The organism is Flavobacterium sp. BFFFF1 (assembly GCF_002256285.1).
GTDB lineage: Bacteria > Bacteroidota > Bacteroidia > Flavobacteriales > Flavobacteriaceae > Flavobacterium.
The window spans coordinates 50,781-67,107 of record NZ_NKJE01000009.1 but is presented as its reverse complement, the minus strand read 5'-3'; the positions used below and the strand labels follow the sequence as shown (position 1 = coordinate 67,107).

The 16,327-nt window shown below is 43.0% G+C and carries 7 protein-coding genes; all 7 read right to left on the bottom strand.

Annotated elements, in window-relative coordinates; translation table 11 throughout:
- Positions 1 to 260: 260 nt before the first annotated feature.
- Positions 261 to 1,553 carry an ABC transporter ATP-binding protein gene (locus tag CFE23_RS07415; RefSeq protein ID WP_291086307.1) on the bottom strand — a complete coding sequence of 431 codons (1,293 nt, stop codon included), beginning with the start codon at positions 1,551 to 1,553 and terminating at the stop codon, positions 261 to 263.
- Positions 1,554 to 1,564: 11 nt separating this feature from the next.
- Positions 1,565 to 2,632 carry a GDP-mannose 4,6-dehydratase gene (gmd, locus tag CFE23_RS07410; RefSeq protein WP_291086305.1) on the bottom strand — a complete coding sequence of 356 codons (1,068 nt, stop codon included), beginning with the start codon at positions 2,630 to 2,632 and terminating at the stop codon, positions 1,565 to 1,567.
- 45 nt (positions 2,633 to 2,677) lie between these two features.
- Positions 2,678 to 3,853 (bottom strand): DegT/DnrJ/EryC1/StrS aminotransferase family protein, encoded by a 1,176-nt coding sequence (locus CFE23_RS07405; protein WP_291086303.1) that lies wholly within the window; start codon positions 3,851 to 3,853, stop codon positions 2,678 to 2,680.
- Positions 3,850 to 4,782 (bottom strand): GDP-L-fucose synthase, encoded by a 933-nt coding sequence (locus tag CFE23_RS07400; protein WP_291086301.1) that lies wholly within the window; start codon positions 4,780 to 4,782, stop codon positions 3,850 to 3,852. The genes CFE23_RS07405 and CFE23_RS07400 overlap by 4 nt, the downstream gene beginning before the upstream one ends.
- A gap of 80 nt (positions 4,783 to 4,862) precedes the next feature.
- Complete coding sequence (locus CFE23_RS07395; RefSeq protein ID WP_291086299.1) at positions 4,863 to 5,726, bottom strand: ABC transporter permease; 864 nt, start codon at positions 5,724 to 5,726, stop codon at positions 4,863 to 4,865.
- A 119-nt stretch (positions 5,727 to 5,845) separates the two neighbouring features.
- The gene (locus CFE23_RS07390) at positions 5,846 to 13,834 is read right to left on the bottom strand and encodes a T9SS sorting signal type C domain-containing protein (protein WP_291086297.1); all 7,989 of its coding nucleotides are present in this window, start codon (positions 13,832 to 13,834) and stop codon (positions 5,846 to 5,848) included.
- Positions 13,835 to 14,274: 440 nt separating this feature from the next.
- Positions 14,275 to 16,215: a putative porin gene (locus CFE23_RS07385; protein ID WP_291086295.1), complete on the bottom strand. Its 1,941-nt coding sequence runs from the start codon at positions 16,213 to 16,215 to the stop codon at positions 14,275 to 14,277.
- Positions 16,216 to 16,327: the final 112 nt, after the last annotated feature.

The following is a 16,327-nucleotide window of genomic DNA, read 5'->3' as shown; positions in this document are numbered from 1 at the left end:
ATGTGCTTACCCTGTGAATTTTATGCTCCCCGACACCTACACTGACATTATTGGCGATGGAACAATATCTTCCGATAGACGACGCTGTAATCACGCAATTGAACCCAACATAGGTGTGCTCACCGATTACGTTTTCCCCGCTTACCAAGGTGCCCCTCATGATTTCAACGTTTTTGAAAGAATGTGCCTGAAAAGCCGGCTGGGTATGGTTGCCCCGCCCGCTCAAGATTCTTCGTCTAATTTTCTGCCAAATCTTCATTTTATAACTTTTGCCATTCGGGGTTCAAAAAAATCAATCCAGCAGATTTGGGCAGAGATCTCACTGTGTAATGACCGCCGTCTGTAATCTGAAATGACAGTGCATTATCAATAAAATCGTGTACTTCATGCCCCGTTGTATTGCCACTTGTAAGGCTTATTACGTAAACTCCGGGGAAAAGTCTCAAATCACGGATAGTGACACTATAGGTTTCAGCTGTTTGAGAGTGGTTTATCTGAAATTCAGAATCTCTTGCGAGCATTTGATAAATTGGCAATTCATCTGCGGTTTTGATCTGAACTGCAATCTCCGACTTCGCCTCGTCATTGTTCAACCGAATCCCAAAAGTAATCTTCAAATCATCACCAATAGAATATTCCTGTGTTTTAATATGATTTTGATTTTGTATGCTTAACGAGGTGAACTGAATCTTTTTACTTCCGGTTCTATTGGTGTTTTCATCAAAAACAACCTCGGTACTATTGGCCAATATCGCATCACTATAGCTACTTAATGCTTCATCTATCGTGCCTTCAAACTTTTTTTTTCCGTTTTCAAGTACAATTCCCCTGGTACACAGGCTCTTTACTGCAGCCATATTGTGGCTGACAAATAAAACAGTCCTTCCGTCTCCCCGGGAAATATCCTGCATTTTACCCAATGCTTTCTTCTGGAATTCAGCGTCACCCACCGCGAGCACCTCGTCAATGATGAGTATGTCAGGTTCTAGAAATGCGGCTACAGCAAATGCAAGTCTAACGGTCATTCCACTACTGTATCGCTTGACAGGGGTGTCTACATAACGCTGACAACCTGAGAACTCAATGATTTCGTCAAGTTTTGAAGCAATTTCCCTTTTTGTCATGCCCAGAATCGCACCATTAAGGAAGATGTTTTCCCTGCCTGTGAGTTCAGGATGGAAACCGGTTCCGACTTCGAGGAGCGAAGCTATCCGTCCTCTGGACTTTACGCTACCAGTTGTAGGGGCGGTAACTTTGGATAAAATCTTCAGTAGTGTGGATTTACCTGCGCCATTTTTTCCGATAATTCCTAACACCTCTCCCCTTTTCACTTCAAAATTGATGTCTTTCAAGGCCCAGACATAATCGCTTTCCCCTTTACTACTTCTGTCATTAGATTCGCCAATTTTTAAAAATGGGTCCTCTTTTCCTCTGACCTTATGCCACCAACGATTCAGGTCATGGCTTATAGTACCCGTGCCCACTTCGCCCAATCTGTATTGCTTGGACAGGTTCTCAACTTTAAGAATAGTATCGGTTACCGGTTGTGTCAAAATATCTGAATTTATTTATGTGAAAAAAGTTTTAAATCTGACGACATCATCTCTGCGACAATATCCTTTAGATTGTATTTTGGCACCCAACCCAAAACCTCTCGTGCTTTTGAAGCGTCTCCAACCAATAGGTCTACTTCAGTTGGCCTGAAGTATTCAGGATCGATTTTCACCACTATTTTTCCTTTTTCGAGTTGGTATAAGGGATTGGTGCAGGAGATGACAATACCGACTTCTTCCTCAGCCTCGCCTTCAAACGCAATGGTTATTCCGCACTCTTTAAATGACATGTTTACAAAATCCCTCACCCGGGTTGTGATTCCTGTCGCAATTACAAAATCCTGCGGGGTTTCCTGCTGTAACATGAGCCACATGGCTTCGATATAGTCTTTTGCATGTCCCCAGTCCCGCTGCGCGTTCAGGTTGCCAATGTACAATATATCCTGCATTCCCAATGCAATCCTGGCTGTAGCCATGGTAATTTTTCTGGTTACAAAAGTTTCTCCCCTCACGGGCGATTCGTGATTAAACAATATTCCGTTACAGGCAAACATATGATATGCTTCCCTATAATTGACTGTAATCCAATACGCATATAATTTTGCAACACCGTATGGAGACCTGGGATAAAATGGTGTTTTTTCAGATTGCGGTACTTCCTGGACTTTCCCATAAAGCTCCGATGTAGAGGCCTGATATATCTTTGTTTTATTAGCCAAGCCTAAAATCCTGACTGCTTCCAAAAGTCTTAAAGCACCTGTCCCATCAACGTTGGCAACATACTCAGGGGTATCAAAGCTGACCTTCACATGGGACATCGCCCCGAGGTTGTAAATTTCATCAGGCTGTACATCCTGGATAATCCGGATCAGGTTTGTCGCGTCGGAAAGGTCTCCGTAATGGAGGATAAACCGCACATTGTCTTCGTGAAGATCCTGAAAAAGGTGGTCTATACGTTGTGTGTTAAAAGATGACGCCCTTCTTTTAATTCCATGGACTTCATAGCCTTTCTCCAGGAGAAATTCTGCTAAATAAGCTCCATCCTGACCAGTAACTCCGGTAATTAACGCTTTTTTCATTTCTTAAATCTGGTACGTTTATCAGAACAATTATTTTATGAATTGTCAATTTGAAAGCAGTGCTTCGATAATTTGTAAATCGGTCTCTTCAAGTTCAGGATAATTTCCACAATAGAAGCCGTTGGCATGCATCTTATCAGCTCCGGGCATAGCAAAAAGCTGTCTCGAATATTTCCTGTAAAATGGTTGTTCCTGCATATTTCCTGCAATCATAGGGCGTATTTCAACCCCGGCATCAGTAAATTTCTGTAAATATAAATCTCTTAGCTGTGCAGTCTTACAAACAAATGGAAATGCGAACGTGGAAAGCCGCTCGATATGATCGTGCTTCAGCAATATAAAATCGTCGTTACGTTTTACAGATTGCTCGATTCGAAGGTAGTTTTTTTCACGCTTTTTTATATTTTCTTCTAAGAATTGCATTTGGTATTGACCAAGAAATCCTGTGATTTCTGTCGGGCGTAGATTGAATCCCAAATCATAAAAGGTATATTTGGCCTGAAACTCCGATTTAATATTGAAGGCTTTTCGCCATTTTTGCTGTTGTTCAGGGGATAGGTTGCGATCCCAGCCGTTAGCCCTTACAATTCTGAGCATCTCTGAAAGTTCATCGTCTGATGTGCATACCATTCCACCTTCAATGGTAGACATATGGTGTGCTACAAAAAAAGAAAAAGAGCTTCCAATACCAAAATTCCCTGATTTGGTATTATTTACTACTGTACCCAATGATTCGCAATTGTCTTCAATTAGTATAATATTCCTTTCCTCACAGATATCTTTAATCGTGTTCATATCACCTGTAAAACCAAGAATATTTGTGGCAAAAAAGGCTTTAATATCTTCTGTCTCCAATCGCTCCAATAGGTGATTGGACATCGTATTTAACGTTTCGGGTTCGCAGTCCAACGCTATTGGTATCATTCCGAGCTGAATAATCGGCATGGTATTTGTTGACCACGTTAGTGCGGAAAAGGCAACTTTATCACCATCTCTCAATCTGCCTAGATTCTTCAACGACTGCAACAACGCGAGGTTTGCACTACCGCCGCTGTTGAAAAGGACAGCATGACGGCTTTGCTGGTATAACGCAAATTTATTTTCGAAATTCACGCATTCTACATCCATACTTAATCTGCCTGCACTCAGGATGAAGGACGCAAGCGCCTTTTTTGTCTCAATTTCGTTGATAAACGCGTTGCGCATTAGTGGAATCCTCATTTTTGCCAATTATTATAATTTATAATCATTTCCTCGACGCCCTGTTCAAGCGTTTTTAGGGGGACAAAGTGTTCATTTAACATCTTCGACACGTCCATACATTTCCGGAGCATTCCATCGGGCTTTGAATCGTCCCAAAATATTCTGCCTTTGTAACCTGTTTTTTTCGCAATCATGGATGCCAAATCAAAAATCGAAATATCCTTACCGGGTCCTACATTGATGTAGTCATGAGGTATATCGCGGTCTAAAAAATGTAAAATAGCCATAGCAAAATCATCTGTATGCAGAAACTCTCTTTTAGCGATTCCGGTGCCCCATAATGTTACAGTGTCCAGATTTTGCTTTTTAGCATCTGCAAATCTTTTAACGAGAGAAGAGAGGACGTGTGCATGTTCCAGATCAAAACTGTCGTTAGGGCCATACAGGTTACTTGGAACCAGGGTTAAAGAATTGAATCCATATTGCTTTTTATAGGCTTCAAGCATTTTCACCCCCGCGATCTTAGCTATCGCATAGCTTTCATTAGTTGGCTCTGGTTTTCCGTCGAGAAGATACTCTTCCAACATAGGTTGCGGCGAAAATTTAGGATAAATACAAGAGCTTGCTATAAAAATAAATTTTTTCACTCCATTTTTGTACGCTGCGTTAATGACGTTCGCCTGCATAATCAGGTTGTCGTACAAGAAAGATGCCGGCGCATTGATATTGGCATTTATACCTCCAACTTTCGCGGCGATATGTATTACGTAACTAGGCTGGTGGTTCGAAAAAAAATCGTCTACAGCAAGTTGATTTTTAAGATCGAGATGGCCGCGGTCGGCGGTAATAATCGAAGTAAAACCCCGGTCTCTAAAAACCTGAAGTGTTTTGGACCCTAACATGCCGTTGTGACCCGTAATGAAAACTTTCTCCGATCTATCTACCATATTGACTGCTAATTTGTAATTTAAAGCATTGTGGTCTTCTCGTGTTAACATCTTTAAATCCTACACACAAATACATTGACTTATACTGTATCGATAAAACTTCTTTCTGCTTTGTTGAAGACCAGTAATCCTAAAAAAAATATAACGACAGTGAATACAACAGTGTAGGTAAAACCTACTAAAGAAAAACTGCCAAAATCCAATATCATAAACCTGGTCGTTTCGATAATGTAAGCCATCGGATTCCATTCAACAACCCATGAAAAAGCCGGCATCTTTGCTTTGATGAGTTCGAGAGGATAATTTACCGCCGAAACATACATTAATAATTGTATTCCAAATGTCACCAGAAATGTAAGGTCCCGGTATTTAGTAACCAACGAAGAAATGATCATCCCCAATCCCAAACCAAGCAATCCCATTAAAATGACCACTATAGGAAAAAAGAACACGGTGCCATTGGGACTGATATTAAATCCGGAGGCTACGTAGTAAATATAAAATGAAATTAAAATCAGCATTTGCAATCCAAACTTTAACAGATTTGAAATTACAATAGAAAGAGGCATTATAATTCTGGGAAAATAAACTTTACCAAAAAGTCCTGCATTTGCTTTAAAGGTATCAGAAGTTGAAGTCAAACAAACTGAAAAATAATTCCAAGCTGTAATACTTGCAAGATTAAATAGAAAAGGAGGTATTGTTCCCGTTTTAATTCCTGCAACATTATTAAAAATGATGGTGAAAATTACCGAAGTGAAAATTGGCTGTATGAGATACCACAAAGGCCCCAGAATCGTCTGCTTATATAAGGTAATTATATCACGCTTCACGAAAAGCATTAAAAGATCCCTGTATTGCCAGACCTCTTTTAAATGAAGCCTGAAAAATTGGTTTTTAGGTGTAATTTCAAAAAGCCAGTCGCCCTTAGGGTTTTGATCCATTTAATTGATATTTCAAAAAGCCAAATATAATGATTTAACAATTATGGTGTGGGCAAGACACAACAAAAAAACCTCCTGATTGCTCAGGAGGTTTTCTTTTATTTATGTTTCAGTGAAACTTAGTAAGCCACTTTCTTGGTCACAACCTCATTGTCTATTGAAGTGATCTGGACAAGCAATACCTGCTCCTCCGCCCTTAGGTCGTTCAACACCGTTTCATTGGCATTGATCGAATCCCTTTGGTAAATCAATCTTCCACGGATATCAAAGATCTTAACACCTGACATCTCAACTTTACCTGAATTGATGTGGATCATGCCCTGATTTTTGTAAATCACAACACTGTTCGCATCAAATGTTGGATTCTCAACCCCAAGTGGGGAAGATTGGTAAACCACCTCAAACCTGTTGGCGAATGTACCCTCTGCCGAAGCAAATGTATAAGCGCCCTGCTTGATGTTGTGTACCGTACCGGTAAGGTTGTCTTTCAGGTAGATGTTCTGATCGCCTGAGAACAATCCGTCCATATGATCCAATTCGATGATGAACGTTCCTGCTGTAGCAGCAGTGAAGTTCAATGGAACAACGTCAGTATCCACGAATGGAAGTGAACGTGCCTGGATCACATAGTTCTTGCTGCCAATGACACTTGAGATGCCACTGCCGCCCTCGATAGATTCTCCATCGAATGAAGTATCAACACCCATCGTAGCACCATCAACATATCCTACAAGGATCTGGTTCATGGCGTGGTCTGGTGTGTTTAGGTTGAACCACATACGGTGTTTCTCTGTAGTGTTAGCGCTTCTGTAGAAGGCGCCACCTTCAGCGGTCCTCATCGAGTTGTGGAAATTCAGTGTAGCGGCACTTCCAGTCTGGATCACGAAGCCCTGGCCTCCACGGATTGCTCCCGTTGGCGCTGAACCGCCTGCCTGAGCAGCTGTTCCTCCTGTTCCATTGTAACTAGCATAGTTAGCTCCAGATGCAGCAGCCTGGCTGATGTGCGTCCAGAAGTACAAAGTACCCTGGTAACCTGAGCCTGTAGTAGCATTAAGGAACTCATCCGCGTCAATCGTAGATGGGTAAGGGTTACCGATCATGTTGTAGCCCTGTCCACTTGCGGTTACGTTAACTGAATACTCACCGTTGTTAGGCTGGCCTGTGAAGGTTCCTGTCCATGGTGTAAGTACACTTGGGTGCGTATTCGACGCACGGATCATGTAACCTTTACCCGGTGTGAACGTGGTTGATGCCGGCAACTGTAAGAAGTTGTTAGCAGCCTCATTCAACGTGTAGAAACGGTTGCTCAGTGTCCCTGGTGAGAACTGTTGCAAGGTCTGTGTACCAATTACAGGAGATGACCAGTAAACATAATCCTGACGGATCAGGTTCGCAGTACGCTTGTAAGCGATATTGCCCTGGTTGGCAACGTTAAGGGTCTGAACAAGGTCAGAGCCATCCTCAAAAGTCAATGAACCTGCGCTAACGGTAACTTTACCGTTTACATAGAAATCAAATCCTCCTGTCACCAATACCGTTCCGCTCTGTACAGTTAAAGTACAAGCGTTAAGGTCTGCAGCAGCGGTATAGTTACCGTTGATGATCGCAGCACTTGTAGAAGTTGGCGCGCCATTATCCCAGCCTCCAGCTACCGTCCACGTGGTTGTGTTACCGAAACCGAGCGTCACTGAAGAAGAATTAGCCGTTCCACAGCTTCCGCTTTGTACCACCGCCCTTACGTAGGTAACAGCTGTAATAGGACCCAATGCCGCTCCAGGGAGCGTTGTCGATGTATTGGCAATTGTAATAGGCGTTGTGAAAAGAGCGTCCGCAGATTTCTCCCACCGTATCACATTGCCTACATGACCCGAAAGTGTCAAATCCATAGCCAAAGCGCCCGAACATACAGCCTGATTTGAAGAAACTACACCTCCAACTGCACTTGGCGTAATGGTAACAGCCGTACTTCCTGTTGAAAAGCAACCCGTAATAGGATTGGTGACTGTCACAATATAGTTTCCGGCTCCTGCTGCCGTTATGCCCGGTATTGACGGATTCTGATCAGTAGAAGAGAATCCATTAGGACCGGTCCATGAGTAAATTGTACTGTTGGGCGTAAACGAAATGCTCTGCCCATCTACAATACTGGCCGTGTTAAATGAATACTGTAATGCCGATGAAGCACTATAATTTAATCCTATTGTAGCACTCGAGCCAGCATCAAAAGCAGGGGCACCATAAGTCAAATCAGGATACACCAGATGTATTTGTCCGGTAGTTGTGTCAAGTTGTATCTGGAAGGTTATCGTTCCCGAACCCGCCGCATTAAAGTTATCTTCATTACTCCATTGGATAATGTATAAGTTGCCAACGGTTTCAGTTTTTATGGTACTGGTCACATCCAATGGCTGCATATCATCCCAATTGGCAACAATCGCTGCTAATGAATTCCCTGTACCTGTTATAATTCCGCTGGTAGCACTCGCACTACTTGCGATGCCCTGAGGAAGCGCAGAATTGGTATAAATAATATCTCCAGTGGTTGTGCCGAAAACCAAAACTCCATTATTACCTACCCTAGCTGTTGTATAAGCTACACCGTTGAAAGTAAATGATGGAATCGTAAGGTTGTGTTCAGAGTCATCAGCAATCGTTCCAACAGAAGTGCCGGTGCCACTGATGTCAATAAAACTTACGCCACTATTGGAATCCATGGTATAACCAGGAAGCGTTACTGTAGTCGATGTTAAATTCAAAGTGCCTCCTTCACAAACTGGTGAATTTGAACCCGCCACCGGAGTTGCAGGTTTTGGATTTACAGTTACCGTCACATTCACCGGTGCTGACGCGCAGCCATTAGTGGTACCTATAACAGTATAAGTAGTTGTAACGGTTGGATTGGCATTTACAGAAGCGCCAGTCGTAGCGCTTAGACCTGTAGCCGGGGTCCAACTATATGTAGTAGCGCCCGTAGCTATCAGATTTACGATATCACCAGCACATAATGTAGCGGATGGCGGTGTCACGTTCACAACTGGTATCGTATTAACGCTTACGGTAACAACATTTGAAAAATTGGTTACCGGAACAGCAGAACAGGTTACTGACAAACGGTAGTAAGTCGTAGAAGTGATTGTTCCCGTATTCAGGTTGGTATAATTCGGTGACGCAACTCCCATATCTATCGGAGTCGTAAAAGCCAAATCTACGGAAGACTGCCATAAATAGGTGGTATTCAATCCGGTTGAAAATCCGGTTGAAGAAATGGTTGTTGAACCGGAACCACAAATAATTGGAACCAAAGCCGAAGCCGTACCGCCATTTGCACCCGAGCAAACCACTACAGTAAACTCCTTAAATCCTAAACTTGGCGTAGTACTTCTGGCACTACAATCAATATCTGAAGGAACCGTCACACTCAGGTTCGCACCGGCATTTGTTAAAGGTACATTGGTTAAATTAGCAGCCGGCCTTAAATCAGTTGAGGAAGCAAATACCGCATCAACATTCAACGACGCCGCATCTTTTCCGGTAGCCGCCTGTAAATTGGCTAAACTTGTCCTGTCAGTACCTGCATTTAATGTTCCTGTAACTGCGAAATTAGCATTAGCTCCTGAGGTAAAGAAATTATTGTTATCTGACGTAAGGTTAGCGAATGTCGCATACCCGAGTCCGATTGCGTACGATTTAGCCGTACCAGCGGTGGTCTGCTTATTCACAAAAACATTGTTCCTGATATCAATCGTGGTATCTGCACCTCCAACGGCTAAGGCCAAACTTGAGCCGTTAGTTCCCGTGCCCCTGTCTCCCGCCATGGAAACGCTATTATGATACACCTGAAGTGAAGAACCGGTAGCAGGAATCACAAAAATACCCGCAGTGATATCCCCTCCGGTGGAATTGCCAATAACGCCATAGACTCCATTATTGATAACCCGGTTTGTTCCGGATGCCGCAGGGCCCACAAGAATACCCGCAGCGCTATTGGTCCCGGTATTTTGAACTGTCCCAATAGTATTATTGCTGATAGTAGTATTCGTGACTTCGCTTCCAGTAGTAGTAGTGGCAACCCACGAGTTCAACCCAAGAGAAATTCCAAATGCATCTGTCGCCGAATTAATTCCTGAAACTATATTTCCCGAAACCGTATCTCCCGTCTCAAAGGCCAGGAAAATTCCACCTGTCTGTACGTTATCCGGAGCAAGCGCAACAATCGCGTTTTGGTTTACAATAGTCCCGGTATTCTTCGCTACCGAACTGAGTCCCTGGCAAGAAATACCGAATTGAGATCTGGACAAATTATTATTGATAAAGGAATTGTTATTGTTTCCTCCGGTGGCACCGGTATTTACAGAACCGATTCCTGTACGGGTAGTCGTATTAGAGTTACCCACTATGTTGCAATTCTTAATCGTGTTATTTGAAGCACCATTGGTACCATTATTAGTAATTCCAAGTACTCCAGACAACGTGCTCGTGTTGGTATTGGTAATGGTAAGGTCTCTCGTAGCAACGCTGGGAGGACAAATCGTATTGGCCGTACTTCCAAGTGAACCATCAATGATGACGTTATCTGCACCAAACAAAAGAATCAAAGTGGTAGTCGAACTTCCCGAGATTGCTCTTGGACTTCCGGTAGGCTTTATGGTAAGCGTGTATAGTGAAGCAAACTCGTTTAAGGTAATCGCGCCGGTTTCTGTAGTTAGATCGCCGGCGATTTCGAGTGTGATATTTGAGGTAACAACCGAATTGTTGATTGCCTGGAAGGCACCTCCGGCAACGGTAAGGGTAGCATAATCACAGCCCGAAGGACATACTGTTTTAGTCCCTCCAATAGCATTAAGTATTGTATAGGAATTAATGGTTCCTCCGATAGGAAACTGGGCTGACAAAAGCGCCACACTGCTTGGAGACGCAGTAAATGTGCCTGAATTGATGGCGACATTGGGCCCAGCGGTATCCTGAGCCACCACAAAATACTGAATTACATCATTAACAGAGACGGAACCTGCATTCAGCAATGAATAATCGATAGTAAAATCAAATGGAGACGTCGTCCCATTTGCTTCAACAAATTTCCATCCTGTAAGGTCATTCGCATCTCCTGATTTTTTATAATATAAACGCGGTTTAGTACCGGGGGTTACATTAACACCGGTTACATCGGTAATCGTAACATTCGTGAACGCCCTGGTTGTATTGACAAGATCATTGCTAAGATTTGTATATCCGATTGCCGGAGCGGCAAGATCCAATCCGATAAAGTTGCCTGCGTCGGCACCAATATCAGTTGGTGTTAAACCTGAACGCGTCTGTCCATCAAAATCATCAGTTACAGATGCTATCAGGAAACCATTCGCTTCCGCCGCGGTTGCAACAGCGGGATTGATATGCAGGTCTGGCGTTGCACTCGCAGGCGCAACGAACTGCGGATTCGTATCAAAACTGCCGGCGTCCTGCCCTACTGCTGTTCTCCATGCCGGTAACGAAAGTACATCAAGCGAGTTGAAGAATCCGAAGACCGCGCCCGTTCCCGCAGCATTATAAATGTTGTTATTAATAGTCAACCCTGTCGGGTTTGCCGCAGTACCTCCTACCCTAATGATGTAGTTCTTACCGGTTGCTCCATTGTTTGACCTATTGTTTACAAAAATGTTATTCCTGAAAGATCTTGTATTGGACGGAACTGTACTGTGGAATGCAAAAGAATTCGCTGTTCCCGCAGTTGGGGCACCACCAATATAAACACTATTATTAAAAAAGCTGTTGGTTCCTGTAGGCTCATTGATACCATTGACCACTATCGCATTGGCAATACCATCGCCTACAGCAATCATGTTATTTTTATAAACACTGGTACCACTTCCTACCCTGATTCCATTGATTTCCGCAGTAGCAGCATTTGTGGCGGCAGTAAGGCCATAAATCAAATTCCTTTCAATTACACCGGTAGTACCCCCTCCGTATTGTATACCAGTAACGGTAGACGCTGCTGTCGCATTGGTGTTTGTAAGGTTGAAAATGGTATTCTGTGACAGTGTGCCGCTACCAGTGCTCGCAGTAATAAGGATTCCAACTACTGAAGCAGTCGTTCCAGTTCCCGTGCCTATATTATTGGTAAGGTTCCTGATGGTATTGCTGGTGAGCAATGAAGGTGCGTTACCCGTGAACATCCCTACAACCTGAGATGCAGTTCCTGGGGCATTCAGCTGGATTGAATTGGCCACTGTGCCACCAATGTTATTGCCTGAGGCAGTCCACAATGTCGAACTGGTAGTATTAGCCCTCATACCATAAACGAGGAAGGTTCCCGACGCACCAAGGTTCGTTGCAGAAATCCCCCCGATATTATTATTGTTTGAAGTCCACGTGCTTGAGCTAAAATTATGAATGCCGTATACATCTGTAGCACTGGTCGTAGTAGTAGAAAACACCAATGATCCTGTGGCAGACTGGCTTCCTATGGTATTACCGTTGGTTATCCCAACACCTTCCTGGAAAAAAATTCCCATAAACACACCAGCCGAACTTGTACCGGCAGATGTAACACCCGTCATGCTTACAGCAGCAACGGTGTTGTTTGAAATCGTAGTTGCAGCACCTGTTGAAATTCCATTGAAATGGATACCCCAAAAACGCGCACCAGTAACAGCACCCGTTAAAGCATAGGTGCCTGTTTGCGTGTTGGAAGCATATCCAATGATGTTTCCTGTAATGGTAAAGGCCTGCGCACCGCTTGTCGTTGTAGTTGACGCTATCCAGATCGGGGAATGCTGCCCTCCGGTGGTCCAGGTGCGTGTGCCTGTCTGGTAAAACCTGTTATTGGTAATGGTCCAGGTATTACACCCACCTGAAACGTTAATCCCCGCACTCGTACCTTGAGCAAAGAAGTCAAAAATATTATTGTTGTTGATTACGATACCACTGTTTCCAATTGCCGTGGTGGTCGTCGAACCGTTTCCATAAATTCCTTTAGAAGGCAGGTTACTTCCCGCAGGCCCGATATTACAATTTGAAATCGTGTTGTTGTCATTTCCATTTGCCGTTACGCCATCAGTACTAAAGAAGATATTACCCCCATTGGTTACCACTGACATCGTTGCAGAACCTAATACACTGCAATTTGTAATTGTATTCGAAGTGGCACCACCTATAAATTTCAGGGTACTGGTTCCAGAAGTAGCCGAGGTACTGGTGTTTGAAATCGTAAGCGAATTACCGCCCGTATTCAAACCATCAACCGTTACATTATCGGCACCATTGAACAAAATCAATTCAGTAGCCATAGAACCCGTAATGGTACGCGCGCCGCCTCCCACTGGAACAATACTCATTGACGTATAAGAGGCCGATCCAGCACCGCTTGCATTTAATGAAGCAATGGCTGCCTCAGTTGTATTTCCGCCGATATAAACTGAAATAACGCCGGTATGAGTACCTGCGTTCACCGCGTCAAAAGCAGCTTTTAATGTTGCATAACCTGTTAAGGTAGTCAGGCCCGTTGTTGAAGATACCAATACCGGTAAAGCAGGATCCGCCTGTACCGTAAAAGTGGCCTTGTAATTATTCCCTCCATTGCTGGAAAAAACAGTTCCGGGAACACCGTCCGCTTCTGAATACACCTCCAGGGTGTAATTCCCCGGAATCCTTCCACTGATGATGTTCGTGGTACCACCGGTGCCCTGCCAAGTCTGGTTTCCACCACAACCGCCGGAATCGTTGGAAAGGAACCCCATACTTTCGGCGTTGAATGCGCCTGATGCGCCGGCACTTGTAAGCCAAACCCGCCATCTCAGTTTACCATTCGTGATGTCTCCACCACTGCATTTGAAGGTCTTGTTCTGACCTCCTTTTACCACCAGGGTATTGGTTCCCAAAGTAAATGACCCCAGGTTAGCCCCATTTAAATCGGGGTTTACTGTTGCTGCCTGCATGTCATAGTAGGCATTTGCGCCTCCATTGACACTTAAGATAGCATAGCTTTCATAAATGCCGTTTGACTGTGCCGCTGCAAAATTTACGACACACAACAGCATCAATGACAACAGCAATTTTCCCTTTTTAAGGAGCGTACTGCCATCAGCAAATAAGCGTAAAACTCGTTGCATAATTTTTTTGATTTAGATTAACATTTAGATTTTAGAAATTTTCATAGCCTGCAAAAATAAAAAAAATAATATACCGTAATATTTTAACCATTAGAATTACGAAATACATATTTTTTAGTCAGTATGACTGCAAACATCTCGATATTTTGCCAAATCTAGCCAATTTAATAACACACAAAGTTATCAAAGCTGATAATTTGTTAAACTACAACGTTTTCGTGTTGAAAAAAGTTATAATTTTTTATATCTGGCTGAAATAGATCGGAAATAACACAAATGTATTAACGTAATTTTAGCAATTACAGTTTTAAGATACAAACAATCGGGAAAATTGCTCCAGGTGACGAGCGTGCCACTTTAGGAAGTTAGCAAACATATACAGGATACAAATGCCTAAGATTTTCCAGACCGTATCCAATCGTAGCGGGATTACCCTGAATTTATTGGAAGAAATTCCAGACCAGCCCGAAACGGATGACAAAATCCTTGTATGGATAGTTTGGCGCGGCATAGAAGTTATTACCGGTCATTGCAGAATTGAAGTGCTCGGCCTTTAAGTAGATTCTTGTTTGCTTAACCCGGGCATTCACAAAAAAGTCAAGCATAGGGAACGCGCCTATTTCCTTTTGGTTTTGCACGTAGAATTCGCCCAGAACAGGATTGTAGTCATTCGCAAAATACTTCGTAAAATAACTAAAAGTCACTCCTGTCTGAAGGAACATCGCTTTCCTGAAAACATAATTGCTATAGTAAAGTGTATTTCTGGTTAACAATTGCGGCACATTCAGGATATCGTTATCCTGGGCTGTTTTCTGGTACAGCACGGTATTGTCAAGCGCAAAATGCCCATATTTAAATTCCTTAGAGACCTTAACTGACAAATAATTGATCGTGCCATCATATTGTTTTGGAGAAACAATCAGTTGCGAGCCGCTGTCATTGCTGAAATAAAGCTGGTCTTTAAAAACCGACAACTGCAGTTCTGCCGCACCCCATTGCGTATCAGCCTTGACAATAAGGTTGTTGATTTTTTCATTCTTAAAATCGTTGTACCAGTTGTATGCGATATAACTGCTTTGGAACAGATTATAATTGACATTCGGAAGCTTGTTGATTTTCTGAAACTGAAACGAAACAACGTTATAATCGTTCGGCTGCCAACTTAATGACAGATCAATATTGGAAAGATCCTGATCGGTAATGGAATTGGAGTAAAGCGCCTTCCCGTTCCAGTCTTTTTTGCGATACGCATATTGGGCGCCAAAAGCGCTTATGTGGTCGTTTATTGATGAAGGCACCGTACCGCTGCTCTGCACAATGATGCTGTTGTAATAATAATTGTAATTAAAGTCTTCGAGGTAAAAACCGATTTGACCTAAGGTCTTATTTTCATAAGCAGCCCCTACCTTATTATACAACCTGTTGTAACGCGTCTTGTCCTTTATATTCGACGGCACGTATGACGCGCCAAACCTATCGCTGATGGTAGGCTCATTAAACTCGTAAAACTTGTTTTCAAAATTGAACTGATGCGTCAGGTAAAGGTTATTTTCATTGTCGCTTTTATTGATCCGGAACGAATGATCGAGAAACAGCCTGTTCCCTTTCATCACTGATTCGGCATCCCGGAGATACACCTCAAGCCTTGCCCGGTCTTTGAAGTCAGAATTACCGCTTTCAAAATCCTCAACATTAATAATCCCTCCATTCTCCTGGTTCAGGAAATCCTGTCCCGTAAAGTGCATATTCAGCAAATAACGGCCGCTCTTCGTACTGTAATTGCTGGTAAACCTGAAATTTCCGGTACTCGAAAGTTGGTTAACATACTTCCCAAGGGAACGCAGGCCCTTGTAAGCAATCGAAAAATTCAATCTTTCGTGTGTATTCAGCGTGATAAAAGCGTCCAGCGACTGTCCCTGTTCCAAAACCGTTTTAAAATACAATTCCGTCAACGGTGTCGGTACTGAAAAATATTTTATATCACTGACTTCCTGATACCCAAAATGCCTTGCCTTAAACCCAAACTCAGGATAAGGAGAAAAGGTATTGAGGCTGTACTGAAGCGTGTTGTATGGCTGTCCGTCATTAGAAAATGGAAGCAAACCAAAGTTGTCCCTCCTAAGATAATTAAAAATATAATCCTTGTAAATTGTCAACGAAGTGTCAATGGCAGTGGTGTCGCGCTCCAGCGTAATAACCTTATACATGTCAATTGTCGCTTTGGGTGCGGCGGCGGAGGTGCTTTTTGTATCTGACGACAACCGATTTGTTGAGGCTCCGGCGGGAAGGGTTTTTAACTGCTCCGTTTTTGTCTGCGTTTTCTGCGCAGCAGCAGTTATGGAGAGCACCAAAATAAACAGTAAGAAGAGCTTCTTTGTCATTGCATTAGCCGGATATGGCGCAAAGGTAGCATTTTTAAAGAGAAAAAAAACTTAAAAAAGAGGCTGTATCTACGTAACCTGCCCGGGTCATTTCAGGAATTTACTATCTTCA